The following is a 17622-nucleotide window of genomic DNA, read 5'->3' on the forward strand; positions in this document are numbered from 1 at the left end:
TCAACGCCCCACTAGTTCAGGGGAGTCCAGGACTGGGTCGGGGTGCCGGCGGCGGGGTTCTGGGTGACGGTGGCGGTTCGGGTGGTGGCGGTGGTGTCGAGGGCGTGGCCGGTGGCCTTGTTGAGGATGGTGATGGCGCCGGTCGCGGTGTTCTGGGTGACGGTCCACTTCTGCTGGGCGGAGGTGGGGTCGAAGGTGTTCTGCACGGTGACGGCCTGGCCCGCGCCGGTGGGAGCGGTCAGGGTGCCGGCGATCTGGGTGCCGGTGTAGCAACGGTCGAAGATCCGGACGGTGCCGTCGGCGTTGGGGGCGAACTGCCACTGCTCGGAGGTGTGGGTGGAGTCCCAGGTGTTGATGTCGGCGGTGCCGCCGGCGGGGGCGCTGCAGGTGCCCGTGACCTCGAGGGCGAGGCCGCCGGAGCCGCCGTTGGTCATGCCGTGGTACTTGCCGTCGCCGACGATCGCCGGGGTGACGGTGGCGGGGGGTGCGCTGAGCCGGTACATCGCGACGGCGTGCGGGGCGAGGTTGGCGCTCAGGGTGCCGTTGACGGTGCCGAGGGCCTTCGTCCAGAGGTCCTTGGACTGGTAGGAGGCGCCGGAGAGGCCGAGGGCGCTCAGGCTGGTGCCGACGGTCCGGTACGCGGTGGCGCTCTGGTTGACCAGCAGGACGGCGGTGTCACCGTTCGCGAGTCGGCGCTCGAGCACGACGGGGGCGCTGCCGCTGGGGTTCGGCGCGGAGCCGACCAGGGTGGCGGGCCTGCCCAGGGAGTCCTGGTCGACGGCGATGACGTCGGTGTTCTTGTAGAGCGCGAGGCTCGCGCCGGTCAGGCCGGAGGACCAGGTGTGCCCCTGGTCGGTGTGCTGCGACTGGGCGGCGGTGCGCAGGTCGGCGCCCGTGATCAGCGGCGAGGCCATCATCGAGAGGATGGAGAGCTCGGTGGCCGACTCGGTGTCGGTGAACGGCTGGTGGCAGGTGCAGGTGTCGGTCACACCCCACTGCCCGTAGACGTCCTGCCAGCCGGCGAACATCATGTCCATGTCGTTCCAGCTGCCCGGCTTGGCGTTCGCCGGGTACTGGAGGGCCGTCCGCAGCGCGCCGTCGTAGAGCACGCCGTTCAGGTCGCTGTTGCGGTCGCCGCCGATCCGGCACAGGTTCGCCACCTGCCCGCACCAGACGCCGGTCGGTGCGTAGCCGGGCGCCGAGTACTGCGGGGTGCCCGCCGCCGCGATGACGGAGTCGCTGCGCGCCGGGTCGTTGGCGCCGAGCAGGTACGGCACGCCGCTGTGGACGGGCTGCGCCGAGACGCTCATCGCGACCTTGGGCCGGCCGTACCGGGCGGAGGCGGCGTCCAGCTGCTGCTGGAAGGCCTGGACGCGGGCGTAGATGGACTGGGTGAGCTCCTTGCCCTCGCCCTGCGTGCCGTAGTTGTGGCCGTCCGGGCCGGTGACCTGGCCGCCGTACGGGCAGTCGTCGTACTTCACGAAGTCGACGCCCCAGGCGACGAAGTCGTTCGCGTCGGTCGCCTCGTGGCCGAGGCTGCCGGGGTGGCCCTGGCAGGTGGTGTAGGTGTCGGTGGCGTACAGGCCGAACTTCATGCCCTTGCTGTGCGCGTACCAGCTCAGGTACTGGATGCCGTTGACGCTCTGGCCGTTGACCGTCCGGTCGGGGAAGTGCGACGCGTCCGGCACCAGGTTGCCGCTGGTCGGGTCGTTGCCGGTGCCGTCGAGGCCGTTGACGGGCTGCCCGGCGGCGTTGTAGAGCTGCATGGCCCAGTCGGAGTTCTTGACGATGCCGCCGGTCTGGCCCGAGCGGTGGTTGAGCGACCAGCCGTCGTCGATCGTGACGGTGTCGTAGCCGACGGCGACCAGGCCGTTCGCCGACATGTAGTCGATGGTGTCGACGACCTGCTGCTGGGTGACACCGGTGCCGAGGCTGTTCCAGGAGTTCCAGCCCATCGGCGGGGTGAGCGCCTGGCCGTTGTTCAGCTGCGGGGTGGGGGTCGCCGCCTGGACGGCGGTGCTGCTGAACGGGGCCGCCGTGACCGCGAGCAGGAGCGCGGTCGCCGCGACCGTGCCGAGGCGCCGTAGCGGCCCGCGCGGCCCGGTGGGTCGGGAATCGAGCATGTGGGGTGCCATGTTGAGAATTATTTGTTTCTGTTTGATTTTGTCAATGCTTTGCGCGGTTGGTACACCACTGGCCACCCGGGGGCCCGCCGGGAGACGATGGCCACATGGCCCGTAAGACGGTCCGCTCCTCGACAGCCCGCAGCGTCGCGGGCCAGGTGTTTGCCCTGCAAGTGCTCGTCGTGGTGCTGCTCGTGGTCTCGGCCGTGCTCGCCCTCGTCCTGCAGTCCCGCCGGGACAGCACCCAGGAGGCCCGCAACCGCTCGGTCGCCGTCGCCCAGACCTTCGCCGACTCGCCCGGCATCGTCGCGGCCCTGCACTCGCCCGACCCGACCGCCGTGCTCCAGCCCGCCGCCGAGGCCGCCCGCAAGGCCTCCGGGGTGGACTTCGTCGTCGTGCTGAACACCGACGGCATCCGCTACACCCATCCGCTGCCCGACCGGATCGGCAAGAAATTCGTCGGAAACTACCAGCCCGCCCTTCAGGGCCAGGTCGTCACCGAGCAGGTGAACGGCACCATCGGCCCGCTGGTGCAGGCCATCGTGCCCGTCCGCGACCCCACCGGCACCGTCGTCGGGATGGTCTCGGCGGGCATCACCATCAGCAAGGTCAGCGGCGTCGTCGAACGCCAACTGCCGCTGCTGCTCGGCGCCGCCGCCGTTGCCCTCGCCCTCGCCACCGTCGGCACCGCGCTCGCCAGCCGCCGCCTGCTGCGCCAGACCCACGGCCTCGGCCCGGCCGAGATGACGCGGATGTACGAGCACCACGACGCCGTGCTGCACGCCGTCCGCGAAGGCGTCCTGATCCTCGGCCCCGAGAACCGTCTGCTGCTCGCCAACGACGAGGCCCGCCGCCTGCTCGGCCTGCCGCCGGACTCCGAAGGGCGCGCCGTCACCGACCTCGGCATCGACCCGCAGGCCGCCGAGCTGCTCGCCGCCGGCCGGGTCCTCAGCGACGAGGTGCTCCCCGCCGGCGACCGGCTGCTCGTCGTCAGCACCCGGCACACCGACCGGCACGGCGGCCCGCCCGGCCTGGTCGCCACCCTGCGTGACTCCACTGAACTGCACGCCCTCACCGGGAAGGCCGTCGCCGCCCGCCGGCGGCTCACTCTGCTCTACGGCGCCAGCGTCGCCATCGGCACCACCCTCGACATCACCAGGACGGCCGAGGAGCTCACCGAGGTCGCCGTCCCAGGCTTCGCCGACTTCGTCACCGTCGACCTCGCCGAGCCCGTCCTGCGCGGCGAGGAACCCCCGCCCGGCCACGAGACCCCGATGCGGCGGGTCGCCCGGGGCGGCATCGACCCGGACCCACCGCTCTACCCCGTCGGCGAGCGCATCACCGTCCGGGCCGCCACCCCGCAGGCCTGGAGCCTCGGCACCGGGCAGGCCGTCCTCGACACCGACCTCGGCTCCTCCGCCGTCTGGCGGGCCCAGGACCCGGAACGCGCCGAGCAGGTGCTCGAGCACGGCATCCACTCCGTCGTCCGCGTCCCGCTGCTGGCCCGGGGCGTGCAGCTGGGCATCGCCAAGTTCTGGCGCTCCCGGCGGCCCGATCCCTTCGACCATGACGACGTCACCCTCGCCGAGGAGCTGACCGCGCGGGCCGCCGTCTGCATCGACAACGCCCGCCGCTGGACGCGCGAACACAGCACCGCCGTCGCTCTCCAGCACAGCCTGCTCCCCGGCGCCCTGCCCCCGCAGAACGCCGTCGAGGCCGCCTACCGCTACCTGCCCGCCCAGGCCGGGGTCGGCGGCGACTGGTTCGACGTCATCCCGCTGCCCGGCGCCCGCGTCGCCCTGGTCGTCGGCGACGTCGTCGGCCACGGCCTGCACGCCGCCGCCACCATGGGCCGACTGCGCACCGCCGTCCACAACTTCTCGACCCTCGACCTGCCGCCCGACGAGCTCCTCGGCCACCTCGACGACCTGGTCATGCGCATGGACCAGGAACAGGGCGACGACGGCCGAGGCGCCGGCATCACCGGCGCCAGCTGCCTGTACGCCGTCTACGACCCCGTCTCGCTGCGCTGCACCATCGCCCGAGCCGGGCACCCGCCCCCCGCCGTCGTCCACCCCGACGGCACCGTCGGCTTCCCCGACCTCCCGGTCGGGCCGCCGCTCGGCGTCGGCGGACTCCCCTTCACCTCGGGCGAGTTGACCCTCCCCGAGGGCGCCCGGCTGGTGCTCTACACGGACGGCCTGATCGAGGATCGCGGCCGGGACATCGAGGAGGGCCTCGGACTCCTCGCCGACGCCCTCCGGCAGGCCGGGCCGGGGCCCGAGGAGACCTGCGAGGCGGTGCTCGGCGCGCTGCTCCCGGAGGGATCGGGCGACGACGTCGCACTGCTCGTCGCCCGGACGCGGGCGCTGCCGGGCGGGAACGTGGTCGAGTGGGAGGTCCCGGCCGAGGCGGCGGCCGTCGGGACCGTCCGGGCGGCCGTCAGCGCACAGCTCGAGCGCTGGGGCATCGAGGAGTTGGCGTTCACCACCGAGCTGATCCTGAGCGAGCTGGTGACCAACGCGATCCGCTACGGCAGCGAGCCGATCCGAGTCCGGCTGCTGCGTGACCGCCACCTGATCTGCGAGGTGTCGGACACCAGCGGCACCTCACCGCACCTGCGCTACGCCGCCGCCATGGACGAGGGCGGGCGCGGGCTGTTCCTGGTCGCCCAGTGCTCGGAGCGCTGGGGCACGCGGTACACGGCGGCGGGAAAGGTGATCTGGGCGGAGCAGCTGCTCGACTGAGCAGGTCGGCAGCCGAGCAGGTCGGCAGCCGAGCAGGTCGGCGGCCCGCCGTCAGTTCGGCCAGTGCGGCGAGCGGCCCAGGACGCGGAGGATCCGGTCGAGGGTGCCGCCTCCACCCGTCGCGGCGAGCCCCGGGCGGAACGACGCGCCCTCGCGCAGGCGGTTCGCGCCGTCGGGGACCTGCTCGGCGATCGGCAGCGCGGCGTCGAGCAGGTCGGCGTCGAACTCGGCCGGGACGCCGATGGTGGCGGCCACGTCCCACCCGTGGACCACGTAGTCGATGAAGTGGAAGCCGACGGCCAGGCCGGCGGGGAAGAGCCGGTCGCTGCGGATCTCCGGCAGCCACAGCCCTCGGTCCAGCAGGCCGTCCGCGCCGAAGGCGGCCGTCACGGCCGCCGCCGACGCGGCGAACTCGGCGGCGGGGTCGTCCCCCACCGGCCGGTCGGCCCACACCCCGAGGTCGCTGGTCTCCCCGAGGGCCGAAGCCGCGAAGCCGCGGTTCTGCCCCACCATGTGGGCCAGCAGCCGGCCGAGGTCCCAGCCCGCACAGGGGCTCGGCCGGCCGAGCTGCCCGACCTCGACCTGGTTCACGATCGACTCGGTGATCTTCAGTGCCCGGCGGTCGAATTCACGGATGTCCGTCACAGGGCTGACTCTAGCGCCCGTCCCGGCAGAGGTAGTTGGCCGCTCCGGCTCAGGTCCGGCTCAGGACAGGTGGAGCACCTCGCCGGGGTGGATCAGGTCGGGGTTGGTGCCGACCACACCGAGGTTGTGGTCGTAGACGTGCTGCCAGCCGCCGAGGTGGTACGCGTCGGAGATCCCCGACAGGGTGTCGCCGGGGGCGACCGTGTAGCTGCCGGGGGCCTGCGGGCTCGGTGCCTGCTGGGCGGGCACCTGCTGGGTCGGTGCCTGGCCGGTGGCCGTCCCGTCGGGTGCGGGCTGCGACGGTGCGGTGGTGGGCGCCGTGGTGGGCGCCGTGGTGGGCATCGCGGTGGGCGTGGTGACCGGGGCCGTCGGCTGGGGCACTGCGGGGGTGGCGGGTGCGGTGCTCGGCGTGCTGCTCGGCGTGGTGCTCGGCAGGCCGGCGACCGGGGGTGCCGACTGGGGCGCCGTCGGGGTGACGGGTGACGTGACGGGCGCGGTGGTGGGGGTGGCGGCCGGCGGGGTGAGCGGCGCGGGGGCGGTCGTGGCCGGGTCGGTGGCCGTCGAGGCCGCCGGGGTGGGGGTGCCGGGCGTGCCGGGCGTGGTGGCGGGCGCGCTGGGGGGCTGGAGGGCGCTGTTGCAGCTGGCCCAGCGGTCGGGGCCGCGGTCGGCGAGCATCCGTTCGGCGACGGTGATCTGCTGGTCCTTGCTGGCGTGGCTGGGCTGCGCGGCGTACAGGTCGCCGCCGTACCAGACCCAGTCGCGCAGCGTGATGCCCAGGCCGCCGTAAGTGCCGTCGCCGGTGTTCTGCGTCCAGTTGCCGCCGCTGGTGCACTGGGCGACGGTGTCCCAGGCGGTGACGGGGGCGGCGTGTGCTGCGGCTGCGGTGAGCAGCGGGAGCGCCAGGCCGACGCCCGTGACGGTGGCGGCGGCGACCGCGCGGTCGGCCTGGGTGGGGCGGCGGTGTCGTCCGGGGCCCGAGAAGACCATCAGTTGTCCCTCTCCGCACGCCTGCGAGGTGAGCTGTCGGGTTCGGACCGAGAGGTGGCCCGGCCGCTGGTGCGGCTTCACCCCGAGCCGTGGGGGCCACGGCGAGGTACCTGGTTCCCCCGTCCCTGCCCAGGGGTCAGCTGTGTCGTCCCGGGGGAGCGGTGGGCAGGGTTCGGCGTGCCGCGTCCGGGGCCCGCGCTGGCGGGCTGCTCGGAGACTAGAGGGAGGATCAGCTCGATAACAACCCGGCAACCCGAACATCACACAATCATCACGAGCCTCGTCGGCCCCTCGGCTCAGCCGTGCGCGGCCAGCGCCTGGTCGGCCTTCGGCAGGTTGGCATGCAGATGATCCAGGTACGCCTGCGCCTGCGACCCCGGCCGGGCGCCACGGGCGAAGGCCAGCATGTTCCCCGGGCCCGTGTTGTAGCCGAGCGCGAGAAGTTCGTCCTTCGTGTACGAGCCCGACAACTTGCCCGGCAGCTGGTCGGCCAGCCCGTTCAGGTACCAGGCGGCGGCCTGGACGGCGAGCCCCGGGTCGTCCGGCAGCTCCTCCCACCGACGGTCCGCGAAGTGCCCCGGCTTGGTCTCGTCGAAGGCGGCCCGGTGCATGTTGGCGATCCCGAACGCGGAGTCCGGCTTGAGTCGCTGCCAGGCCCGCTCCAGCTCGGGGTCGTGCGGCTTGTACGCCTCGTTGTAGAGGATCGCCATCAGCAGCCGGGGGCTCACCCCGGCCCGCCCGGCCTGCTCGCGCACCTGCGGCGCGTAGTGGGCGGGGTCGTACGAGCTGCTCCCCACGCTGCCCGGGGAGGGCGAACTGCTGGGTGAACTGCTGGGTGAGGCGCTCGGCGAAGGGGCGGCCGCCGGGGTGGTGGCCTCGGACGACCGGGGGATGGCCTTGCAGCCGCACCCCAGCAGCCCGACCGCCAGTAGGGCCCCTGCCGTCCGCCAGTACCGCCGCTTCCCGCTCATACTTCCTGATCGTACGTCGGCAACCGGGCCGGGTCAGTGACCTCCGGAGACCAGCAGCTCCACCAGCGTCCGCACACCGACGCCCGTGCCGCCCGGCACCCACTCGCCGTCGTCGGTGTCGGAGAGCGCCGTGCCCTGGATGTCCAGGTGCGCCCACGGGATGCCCGGTGGTACGAACTCGCGGAGGAAGAGCCCCGCGAGCAGCGCGGTGCCGTGCCGGACGCCGATGGTGTAGTTGACGAGGTCGGCGACCCGGGAGGTGAGCTGAGTGCGGTACTCCTCGGGCAGCGGCAGCGGCCAGAACTGCTCACCGGCCCGCCGCCCGGCCGCCCGGACGGCCTCCGAGAGGGCCTCGTCGGTGCCCATCACGGCGGTGATCCGGCGGCCGAGTGCGACGGCCGCCGCGTCCGTCAGGGTGGCGAGATCGATGATCGCGTCCGGTCCGGTCTCCCCGGCCAGCGCCAGCGCGTCGGCCAGGATGAGGCGGCCCTCGGCGTCCGGGTGGCGGACCTCGACGGTGGCGCCGCTGCGCATCCGCAGCACGTCACCTACCCGGATCGGGTCGGCGTTCGGCATGTTCTCGGTCAGCGGGAGCCAACCGTCCACCGCGATCGGGCAGTTCAGTGCGCCGAGGGTGGACATCGTGGCGAGCACGGTGGCGGCCCCGGCCATGTCTGCCTTCATGGTGGCGAGTTCGGCGTTCGGCTTGAGCGCGAGACCGCCCGCGTCGTAGGTGACGCCCTTGCCGACCAGGGCGATCCGCCGGGCGGCCGGCTCGGCCGGCCGGTAGCGCAGCCGGACCAGCCGGGGCGGCACCAGGGAGCCCCGGCTCACCCCGAGCAGCCCGCCGAGCCGCTCGTGCGAGATCCGCTTGGCGTCCCAGACCTCGCACTCCAGGCCGGAGTCGGAGGAGATCTTCAACGCCCGCTCGGCGAACTCCGGCGGGGTGAGCGCCTCGCCCGGCTCGTTGACCAGGTCACGGGCCAGCAGCACCGCCCCGCCGACCCGCAGACCGGTGGCGAGCGCGGCGCGGGCCTCCGGCGTGTCCTCGGCCACCAGGTCGATCCGCTGGTCGACCCGGGGCGCGGCGGTGAAGTACCCGCTGAAGCGGTACCCACCGAGCAGGTAGCCCTCGACCAGCGGCCGCAGGTCGGCGTCCGGGGCCTGCACGGCGAGCCGCCGGTAGCCCCCGACGCCCCGGGCGAGGCGGGCCGCCGCCGTGCGGGCGGTGTCGGGCCCGTACGCGGCGCGCGGGCCGCAGCCCAGCAGCACGGTGACCGGATCGCCCGGCAGGTGCAGGGTCTGCCCTGCCGCGCCGGAGAAGCCGCTGCCCGCGAGGAAGGCGGGGGAGAGCTCGGCGGGCAGCTCACCGGCCCAGACCGGCACCACCACCGCGTCGACGTCCGAGGCCCGTTGCGGCGTCAGCCGCCACTCGGCGCTCATGACGCGCGGGCGGCGCGGCGGGCCGCCCCCCACGCCTCGAGGTCGTCCAGGTACTGCCCGGCCAGCTCGCCCATGCCGCCGGCCGCGCCGACGGAGGCCCAGCCCCGGGCCGCCGAGATCGCGTGCGGGTCGATCCGCAGCGCCTGGAAGAAGCAGTCCTCCGCGAGCAGCGGCTGCCCGGCCCGCGCGAAGCAGTCGCCCGCCGCCGCGTAGCCGAAGGCCGTCGAGACCGGGCCCAGCCGGGCCGTGCGCAGGTAACTGCGGGCGGCCTCCTCGGGCTTGCCCTCCTTCATCAGGCCCTCCGCGACCTCGATGTGGGTCTTGGGCTCGTACGGGTCGATCGCTAGCGCCTCGGCGACCAGCCGGTGCGCCCGCTCGTTCTCGCCGAAGGCGTAGAACTCCTTCGAGCGGCTCTCGACGCAGGCCCGCAGGTTCTCCCGCTTCAGGAACTCCTGGTACTCGCCGACGGCCGGCACCGCACGGGCCAACTCCTCGGCGCGGTCCATGTCGGCGGCCAGCTGCACGGTGTCCTTCTGAAGGAACGGCACGTAGCTGACGCTACGGTAGAACCGGCTCTCCCACATGATCTTCTCGAACTCCGAGTGCTGCGGATCGGCCAGCAGCTCGGCCAGCGCCTTCTCACCGATCTCCCGCCAGGCGAGCGCCGTCTCCAGCGCACGCGTCTCGCGGGCCTCGAAGATGACCGAGAAGACCGCGACGTGGAACCGCAGTTGGGTCGGACAGGCCGGGTGCTCCACGATCGCCCGCGAGTTCGCCGGCGCCGCGACGTTGGCCCGGCCCACCGAGCCGACCCAGCGGACCACGTCGAGCCAGTGGTGCATCCGCAGCTCGGCCGGGGTGCTCAGCTCGGCGGCCGGGGTGTACGGCAGCAACTCCTGTACCAGCTTGATGAATCCGAGCCGGAACAGCACCCCGGCGACCTGGTGCTGCCGCTCCGCGTCGTACGAGGCGAAGTCCTCCACCCACCCGCACAGGGTGTCCCAGGCGGGCGTGCGCAGGTGTGCGGGCAGCTCGGCGGGGTGCGAGACGGCGAACTCGCGCAGGCCGGACTCGCGGATCAGGTTGGTCCGGAAGGCGGGCGGCATCAGCCGCTGCCAGTTCACCTCGGGCGGCGTGCCCCGCTCGGCGAACTCGAAGGCCATCGTGGGCAGATTGGCGTACAGCCCGGGGGACTTCGACTCGCCGAGGTTGAAGTACGCGGCGTGCATCCGGTAGTGCCAGTTGTTCTCGTACGGCCGCTGCGGATCGCGCGCGGCGGCCAGCCGGACGACCTCGGCCAGCGGCTCGTCACCGGCGTCCAGGCAGCTGGCCACCAGCCTGTCCCGGGTGGTGCTCGCCCGTGGCGCGGCGCGGAAGGCCCGCTCGGTGAGCACCCGGGCGAACTCGCCCTGCTTGAGCTCCTTCGCGCAGTCGGCCGCAGCCAGTAGTGCGTAGGCGGTGCCGTACGGGCCGAGCCGGGCCGCGTGCAGGTAGCCCGCGAGGGCCTGCTCGGTCTCGCCCGCGCGCTGGTGCGCCTGGGCGGCCTGCATCCGGATCTTCACGCAGGTCGGGTCGATGGCCACGCCCTCGCCGATGGCCTGCTGCTCGGCCGCGGTGTCGCCGAGCCGGACGGCCATCTCCACCCGGCGGTCGATCAGCCGCCGCCTGGTCTCCAGCAGCACCATCGCATCGTCCTCGTCCGGCGCGGTCAGCTCGACGACGGCCTGCTGCGCCTCCGCCAGCCGGGCGGCCGCCCCGGCGAAGTCCTTCTGCCGCTCGGCGTACATGGCCTCGCGGATCGCGAGGCGGGCGTCCAGGATCGTCCGCTCGAAGCCGGTCAGCCCGGGGGCGACGTCGGCGAGCAGGGCACGGGCCTGGCCGAGGTGGTGCGGGACGGCCGAGTCGTCGTTGCCGTGGCGGGCCAGCAGGTAGCCCCAGCCCGCGACCGACTGCACGTGGGTGACGGTGGGGGCGAGGTGCTCGACCAGCGGCCGGTAGGCGGCCGTCGTCCGCTCGGTGAGGCCCTCGAGGCCGAACAGGGCGATCGCGCGGGCCGCTTGGAGGCCGGCCGTCACGCCGTCCTGGCAGGAGGACTCGGGCAGGTCCTCCGGCACCACGTCGAGCACGGCGGGGAAGAGACAGGCGGCGACCAGCCAGTGTGCCAGCCCGGCGCGGTCCACGGTGTCCAGATCGGCCCGGTGCCGGTAGGCCTCCGTCATCCGCCGCCAGGCGGGGGAGGCCAGCTCCTCGGGCAGCTCCGCCGGGTTCGCCGCCCGGTAGGAGTGCAGCCGGGACTCCTCGACCAGCAGCTGCCGGTAGCTGGCGGGCATCGTCATGCCGAAGCGCAGCGCGCCCGGGGAGCGCTTCTCGAACCGCCGGGCCGCGAGGACGGCGGCCCTGGCCTGGATGACGGTCGACGGGGTCTCGGCACCGTCGAAGTACGGTCGGTGCACCTCGAACGTCAACCAGCTCGGGGCGTTCACCCCGACTGTTCCGTGACTGAACTCCCAGCGGTCCACGGCGTCATTCCCATCGTTCTCGAAGTGCTCTCGGGGAGCGGAGATGCGCCCTGCGACCCGTGGGCCGCAGAGCGCATCACCAGTGGGACGGATCAGGCAGCGTCGTCGAACAGGCAGGTCCAGCAGTCAGCTGCACCCGTCGTGATCTCGACCTCGTCCGCCAGGGACTCCCAGGACTCGTACGACATTTCGCACTCCCTTCACCGAATGACCGGCCGCTATATTCGGCCGGTGCTGGTGAATGGAAAGTTATGGCAGTCGGTCTCGCACCGTCAAGGCCCTCCGGAGAATTCACGGACGAATGTGCGATGGCCCCGGAAATGCAGAAAAGGGAAATCGAACCACGCCCTGCGGCCAAGGGCCGCAGGGCGTGGCAGGGAAACGCCGGATCAGACGTTGGTGTCGATCAGGCAGGTCCAGCAGTCGGCCTCGCCCGTCGTGATCTCGGCCTCGTCCGCCAGGGTCTCCCAGGACTCGTACGACATTTCGCACTCCCTTCGTCGAATGCGGGCCCTGATTGCCAGGTCCGCTGAAATGGAAGTTATGACACTGCGTCAGCAGCGTCAAGGCTTCAGTTCGGCAATCTTCGACAGGAAGAGGTCGACCTCTTCGTCCGTTGTCCAATAGTGCGGAGAAACGCGTACCAGGCCCGCCGGAACGGATACCTGGACCCCCGATCCGACAAGCGCGTCGACCAGTTCCGAGCTGTCCACTTGTGGACAGGAGAAACTGACAATCCCGGAGTTTGCGGCGGTGTCCGGCCTGGTCGCCTGGGTGAAACCGATATCGGATATCCCCGCCCTGATCCGCTCCGCCAGCGCGAGCACCCGGGCCGAGACCGCGTCGATGCCCACCGTCTCCAGCTCGGTCAGGGTCGCGGCCATCCCCACCATGCCGACCAGGTCGAACATGCCGCCCTCGACCCGGGCGGTGCCGGCCTTCTCGGGCAGGTCGTAGCTCAACGGGCCGGGCCCCTTCATCAGCCCCGCCGCGCCGTCGAAGCCGAACCAGCCGGTCGGGGTCGCCCGCAGCAGCTCCAGCCGCTCGGCCCGGCAGTAGAAGACGCCCGTGCCCGGAGGGCCGCTGAGCCACTTGTGCGCGCCCGCCGCCAGGAAGTCGACGGGCGTGTCGGCGAGTGAGAGCGGCAGGGCGCCGAGGCTCTGCACCGCGTCGACGCTGACCAGCGCTCCCACCTCCGCCGCGAGGGCGCAGATCACGTCCAGATCGACCCGGAAGCCGGTGGCGAAGTTGACGTGGCTGACGGCGACCAGCCGCGTCGCCGGGCCGATCGCCGCCGCGATGTCCTCGGTGCGGTAGCCGCCCCCGCGCATCGGCACCCAGGAGAGCTTCACGCCGTGCCGCGCCAGCCGCTGCCAGGGGCGCACGTTGGCGGGGAAGTCCCGATCGAACACCACCACCTCGTCGCCCGGCCGCCAGTCCAGCCCGTCGGCGACGAGGTGCACGCCCGTCGAGGTGTTCGGGACGAAGGCCAGCTCCTCCGGGGCGCAGGAGAGCAGCCCCGCCATCGACCTGCGGGCGGCGTTCCGGGCCCCGAAGATCTGGCTCAACACGGTGCTCCCGTGCGGCATCACCTCCTGCAGCGTCGCGCACATCGCGCTCACCGCGGCGGGCCGCAGCCGGCCGAACCCGGCATGGTCCAGATACGCGCTCTCCGTCATCCGACGGTCTCCTCCGGTCTCAGCGTGCGGGGACGGGGACGCCCTTGGTCCGTGCCGTGGCCGCCGTCCAGGCGGCGACCGCCAGCGGGACGCCGTGCAGCAGCAGCACCCACTGGGGCACCCAGTCGGGCTTCAGCACCAGGCTGGTGACGAGCAGGCCCGCCATGAAACCGCCGTTGACGACGATCTGGCCGAGGCCGAACGCCCGGCCGCGCCGGTCGTCCGGCAGGCGCTGCATGGCCTGCTTGAAGGTGATCTCGCTCAGCGCGTCGCCGAGCCCGGCGACGACCGCGCAGAGCAGCCGGGGCCACCAGCCGGAGAGCCAGAAGATCCCGATGAAACCGGCTGACATGACCATGGTGGCCAGGCAGAAGACCACCATCGGGTTGTGCTCGATGATCCGCTTGGCGACCGGCCGGAGCACGAAGCTCGCCAGCAGCAGCCCCGCCGCCCAGCAGCCCCAGACCGCGCCGGAGACGAAGGTCGGCGAATCCGGCCGCAACTGGCCGCCCAGGATCGGCAGCCCGACGTGCTGGGAGGCACTGCCGAAGGCGTCCAGGCCGCGCAGCACGACCAGCATCGCCAGCCCCGCCCCGACCAGCAGCGGCCAGGCGCCGGTGCGGTCACGGGAGGCTGCGCCCGCCGCACCCGGTTCGCGCATCCGCAGCCGCAGGCCGGTGAGCACCAACGCGGAGAGCGCGTACGTGCTCGCGTCCAGCGCGAAGACCCCCCGGTAGCCGATCAGCGGCACCATCACGGTGGCCAGGCCCATGCCGACCATGAAGGCGACGCCCTTGAGCCCGGCCAGCACGCTGTTGACCGCCTGCGTCCGCCCCCCGGCGAGCACCGGGGTGGCGGCGGAGAGCGTCGCCTCGAAGACCGAGCGGCCCATGCCGACCAGGGCAACCGCGGCGTACAGCCACCAGGTCTGTGCCGAGTCCGGCAGCAGGGCGAGCAGGCCGAGCATCAGCATCCGCACCAGGTCGGCGCCGATCATGACGCGGCGTCGGTCCCACCGGTCTCCGTACCGGTGGCCCAGCCGCCCGCCCGCGATCGCGCCCGCGTAGAGCGCGGTGCTCAACAGGCCGGTGGCCAGGGCGGAGTGACTTCGCTCCCAGACGAAGACGGAGAGGCAGATGAAGTCCAGCGCGTACCCGACGTCCGAGACGGTCTTGGCGGTGAGGAACACCGCCAGATCCCGCCGGGTCGCTGAGGGCGCCGGGCCGGTGCTCCCGGCCTGGGTCTCCGTCCGGGTCACTGTTGCACCAGGAGCATCCGCCGCACCCTCCACTAGCTCGGCCGGACACCCACTGTCCAGGTGTCCCGACGCCGACCAGGGTGTCAGCGAGAGATCGCGACGGGTAGGGGCCGACGGGTGCGGGTCGTTGCAACATCCTGACAGCGAAGATCTGTTGATGTTCTGGTACCGCGACGCCGACCGCTACCCGTAGCGGCGGGGTGAGCCGGTGTCAGTAGCCACCTCCGGGGCCGTTCGGGTCCGCCTGGGCGACCTTGGCCATCAGGTCGTGGCCGTCACGGCTGACCTTGTAGTCGTGGATGATGTAGTTGATCGCCGCGGCGCAGTTGGCCACCGGATCGTAGATGCTGGTGGACGTGCCGGCGGCGTGGAAGCCGGCGAAGGTAGTCGGGATGCACTGCCAGCCGCCACGGGAGCAGCCGAAGCGGGCACCCGGGTGGGCCGAGTCGCCCGGGACGGGCGCTCCGATGCGGGAGTTGCTGTCGTCCAGGTTGATCTGCGAGGCGGGGGAGTTGTAGCTCGACTCGCGCAGCGCGATCGTCAGCATGCCCGGCATCCAGCCGTCCACCGGGACGCCCACCGCCTCGCAGGCAGTGGTGATGTACGCCGTGCAGGCGCTCTTGCCGCTGGGTGACTGGCCGGCGCCGGAGAAGTCGACCTCGGACGGGTCGAGTCGGCCCGCTGTCGCCGAGGGGTCGAACGTGCGGACGGGCCGCAGGACTTCCTCGTCGCGCGCCCAGATCATGCCTGAAGCACCGCCTGGACGATCCACGCGACGGGCGTCTGGTCGGCCGTGTCACCGGGTGCCTGCGGCATGCGGGCGAGCGAGATGATGCTGTCGGCGGGGGCGATGTCGATGCCCACCATGCCCTGCTTGTTGTCCACGGAGGTGAAGCCGACCTTCCAGCCGTGCGTCGTCTCGTTGTAGATCGCGTACCGGATCTTCGCGGAGCCGTGTTCGGCGGCCAGCGAGAACCAGGTGCGGGCCCAGGGGATCTGGTTGGGGCCGGGGTACTCGGGGACCGGCACGACCACCGTTTTGGCCAGGTCGGTGGCGTCGCCGGCATCGTTCGCCCCGAAACCGGCCGGGAGTTGACCCACTGCGTAGGCCATGATCAGACCACCTCTTCCTCGAGTTTCCGTCGGTTCGGCGGTGGCGGTACGGGACCGCCTTCCGGAGAGTCGACCGTCTTGGTGCCACGCACCGGGAGGAAGGTGCCGTGGCCGGAGAAGTACGGATAGGGGATGGACCGGTGGTGCACGCCCGAGCCGCTGAACTCGTACCCCGTGTAACTGTCCTGGCTGGAGTCGTCCCAGCTCTCGAAGAGCGCGATGTGGCCGTCGTTCCCCGGTGCGTCGTTCAGGAGCGCGTCCCCCGCCCGCAGTGCGGCCTTGGTGATGAACACGGCCTCGCCGCTCGGTACGAAGCCGGTCGTGTCGTCGGAGCGGTCGAGTTGCCAGCACATGGAGACATAGCCCGAACAGTCGGTCCGGTAGCCGGCGTGCGAGCCCGCCTGGTTGTACTTCAGGCCGATGTCGACCCAGGTCCGCGCGCGCTGGATGATGGTGGCGCGAGTGATCGTCACCTGATACCTCACAGGTGCGTGTAGTGCGAACGGGGACTTAGGTGTCCCTTATGTCATCATAGGGCGGCTTTCAGCCCGTGATACCCAGATTTCTCTTGATTTCGGCCCGCCTTACGGTAGTTGACGTACGTCGTCTGATGCAGGTCGAGGACGCGTCAGCCGGCGGCAGCCAGCTGCCCGGCCAGGACGGCGGGGGCCTCGGCCAGGGAGGGGCCGTACCAGGTCAGGTGACGGCCGCTGACCAGGGCACAGGGCAGGTCGGGGAAGGCCTCCGGGCAAGCGGTACGGCTCGTCGGGGAGGACCACCAGGCCGGGCCGGGTGGCGAGCAGGTCGGGGAGCGGGACGACGGGGTAGCGCTCGCTGTGGTCGGCGTGGATCAGCTCGACGCCCAGGCGGGCCAGCAGGTCACCGGCGAAGGTGTCGCGGCCCAGCACCATCCACGGCCGCCGCCAGATCGGTGCCACCGCCCGGACCGGCGTCGCGGTGGTGGTGAACCGCCAGGCCAGCTCGGCGGCGGCCAGCCACGGCGGCGGGGCGAGCGCGCAGGCCGCGCCGAGCAGCCGCTCCAGCGAGCGCAGCGCCTGCGGGAGGGAGCGGATCTCCGTCACCCAGACCGGCACCCCGGCCGCCCGCAGGGCCGCCAGATCGACCGCGCGGTTCTCCTCCTCGTTCGCCACCACCAGATCGGGGGCGAGCGCGGCGATCCGGCCCAGATCGGGATTCTTGGTGCCACCGACCCGGGTCACCGGCAGCTCCGCCGGGTGCGAGCACCAGTCGGTGGCCCCGACCAGCAGCTCGGGCGCGGTGGCGGCGATCGCCTCGGTCAGCGAGGGCACCAGGGACACCACCCGGTGCACGGCGGCGAGCCGCACGGGCGTCCCCTGGTCGTCGAGTTCGGTACGCGCAGTGGTCACCGCACCACGGTAGCGGTGGTCAGGCCGCTTGCAGAGAGGGCGACTTCGGCGGCTGCGGCAGCGGCGGCCCGAGGAATGAGACGCGCAGCTGCCCGGCCCGCCGGTACCCCTAGGGTGGCGCGATGGCCAACAACCTGCGTGTCAGTTTCATCGGTGACTCCTTCACTCAGGGGATCGGCGACCCGGAGTACCGGGGCTGGGTCGGCCGGGTGCTCCAGGCGACGGCGGTGGCGGACATCACCGCCTTCAACCTGGGCATCCGCCGGAACACCTCCGAGGACGTCGCGCGGCGCTGCTGGCAGGAGGTGGTGCCGCGCACCCTGCCCGAGGCCGACAACCGGCTCGTCCTCTCCTTCGGGAGCAACGACGCCGTGGTGGAGGACGGCGCCGTCCGGGTCGAGCCCGCCCGCTGCCTGGACAACCTCGCCGCACTACTGGCGGAGAGCGCCCGGCGGGGCATCGGCGCCCTGGTGGTCGGGCCGCCCCCCGTGGTGATCGGGGGCCGGGGGCACCTGGACCGCCTGCTGAAGCTCGCCGAGGAGATGACGGCGGTCTGCGCCGCGCAGGGCGTGCCGTTCGTCGACGTGACCGCCGCCCTCGCCGCCGACCCGGTCTGGGTCGCCGAGGCCTCGGCGGGCGACGGCGCGCACCCCGGCGCCGGCGGCTTCGGGAGGCTGGCCGAGCTGGTGATCGGCGGCGGCTGGCAGAGCTGGGCGGCCGGCGGGCGGTGAGGGCCCGGCGCCCTCCGC

General features: G+C 72.6%; 13 protein-coding genes, 1 pseudogene and 1 riboswitch. Of the genes and pseudogenes, 2 read left to right on the forward strand and 12 right to left on the reverse strand.

The window, feature by feature from the left end:
• Nucleotides 1-11: 11 nt before the first annotated feature.
• Nucleotides 12-2123 (reverse strand): alpha-galactosidase, encoded by a 2112-nt coding sequence (locus tag ACR68M_RS31960; protein ID WP_441247630.1) that lies wholly within the window; start codon nucleotides 2121-2123, stop codon nucleotides 12-14.
• Nucleotides 2124-2230: 107 nt separating this feature from the next.
• Here ACR68M_RS31960 and ACR68M_RS31965 point away from each other — a divergent pair, with 107 nt between their 5' ends.
• Nucleotides 2231-4870 (forward strand): SpoIIE family protein phosphatase, encoded by a 2640-nt coding sequence (locus ACR68M_RS31965; RefSeq protein WP_441247631.1) that lies wholly within the window; start codon nucleotides 2231-2233, stop codon nucleotides 4868-4870.
• Nucleotides 4871-4921: 51 nt separating this feature from the next.
• Here ACR68M_RS31965 and ACR68M_RS31970 read toward each other — a convergent pair whose 3' ends face one another.
• The 11 genes and pseudogenes from ACR68M_RS31970 to ACR68M_RS32020 form a co-directional block, all read right to left on the reverse strand.
• Nucleotides 4922-5515, reverse strand: coding sequence for a TIGR03086 family metal-binding protein (locus ACR68M_RS31970; RefSeq protein ID WP_441247632.1), 594 nt, complete (start codon nucleotides 5513-5515; stop codon nucleotides 4922-4924).
• A 60-nt stretch (nucleotides 5516-5575) separates the two neighbouring features.
• Nucleotides 5576-6502: a LysM peptidoglycan-binding domain-containing protein gene (locus tag ACR68M_RS31975; RefSeq protein WP_441247633.1), complete on the reverse strand. Its 927-nt coding sequence runs from the start codon at nucleotides 6500-6502 to the stop codon at nucleotides 5576-5578.
• A gap of 4 nt (nucleotides 6503-6506) precedes the next feature.
• Nucleotides 6507-6653, reverse strand: a riboswitch (cyclic di-AMP (ydaO/yuaA leader).
• A gap of 145 nt (nucleotides 6654-6798) precedes the next feature.
• Nucleotides 6799-7473, reverse strand: a complete 675-nt coding sequence (locus tag ACR68M_RS31980; protein WP_441247634.1) for a transglycosylase SLT domain-containing protein — start codon at nucleotides 7471-7473, stop codon at nucleotides 6799-6801.
• 33 nt (nucleotides 7474-7506) lie between these two features.
• The gene (locus ACR68M_RS31985; RefSeq protein WP_441247635.1) at nucleotides 7507-8916 is read right to left on the reverse strand and encodes a leucyl aminopeptidase; all 1410 of its coding nucleotides are present in this window, start codon (nucleotides 8914-8916) and stop codon (nucleotides 7507-7509) included.
• Nucleotides 8913-11399, reverse strand: a complete 2487-nt coding sequence (locus ACR68M_RS31990) for a hypothetical protein (RefSeq protein ID WP_441247636.1) — start codon at nucleotides 11397-11399, stop codon at nucleotides 8913-8915. Before ACR68M_RS31990 ends, ACR68M_RS31985 begins: the two co-directional genes overlap by 4 nt.
• A 599-nt stretch (nucleotides 11400-11998) precedes the next feature.
• Complete coding sequence (locus ACR68M_RS31995) at nucleotides 11999-13114, reverse strand: aminotransferase class V-fold PLP-dependent enzyme (protein WP_441247637.1); 1116 nt, start codon at nucleotides 13112-13114, stop codon at nucleotides 11999-12001.
• A 19-nt stretch (nucleotides 13115-13133) separates the two neighbouring features.
• Complete coding sequence (locus ACR68M_RS32000; RefSeq protein WP_441247638.1) at nucleotides 13134-14372, reverse strand: MFS transporter; 1239 nt, start codon at nucleotides 14370-14372, stop codon at nucleotides 13134-13136.
• A 211-nt stretch (nucleotides 14373-14583) separates the two neighbouring features.
• A complete protein-coding gene (locus ACR68M_RS32005) occupies nucleotides 14584-15117 on the reverse strand; it encodes a hypothetical protein (protein WP_441247639.1) in 534 nt (177 codons plus the stop codon).
• A complete protein-coding gene (locus ACR68M_RS32010; protein ID WP_441247640.1) occupies nucleotides 15114-15485 on the reverse strand; it encodes a hypothetical protein in 372 nt (123 codons plus the stop codon). Before ACR68M_RS32010 ends, ACR68M_RS32005 begins: the two co-directional genes overlap by 4 nt.
• 2 nt (nucleotides 15486-15487) lie before the next feature.
• Nucleotides 15488-15958, reverse strand: a complete 471-nt coding sequence (locus tag ACR68M_RS32015; protein WP_441247641.1) for a hypothetical protein — start codon at nucleotides 15956-15958, stop codon at nucleotides 15488-15490.
• A gap of 155 nt (nucleotides 15959-16113) precedes the next feature.
• Nucleotides 16114-16831 (reverse strand): annotated as a pseudogene (locus ACR68M_RS32020) (helical backbone metal receptor).
• Nucleotides 16832-16995: 164 nt separating this feature from the next.
• Between ACR68M_RS32020 and ACR68M_RS32025 the strand changes: the two are divergent.
• Nucleotides 16996-17604, forward strand: coding sequence for a GDSL-type esterase/lipase family protein (locus ACR68M_RS32025; RefSeq protein ID WP_441247642.1), 609 nt, complete (start codon nucleotides 16996-16998; stop codon nucleotides 17602-17604).
• Nucleotides 17605-17622 lie beyond the last annotated feature (18 nt).

Origin of the sequence: Kitasatospora sp. McL0602 (genome assembly GCF_052076145.1) — a bacterium.
Taxonomy (GTDB): domain Bacteria; phylum Actinomycetota; class Actinomycetes; order Streptomycetales; family Streptomycetaceae; genus Kitasatospora.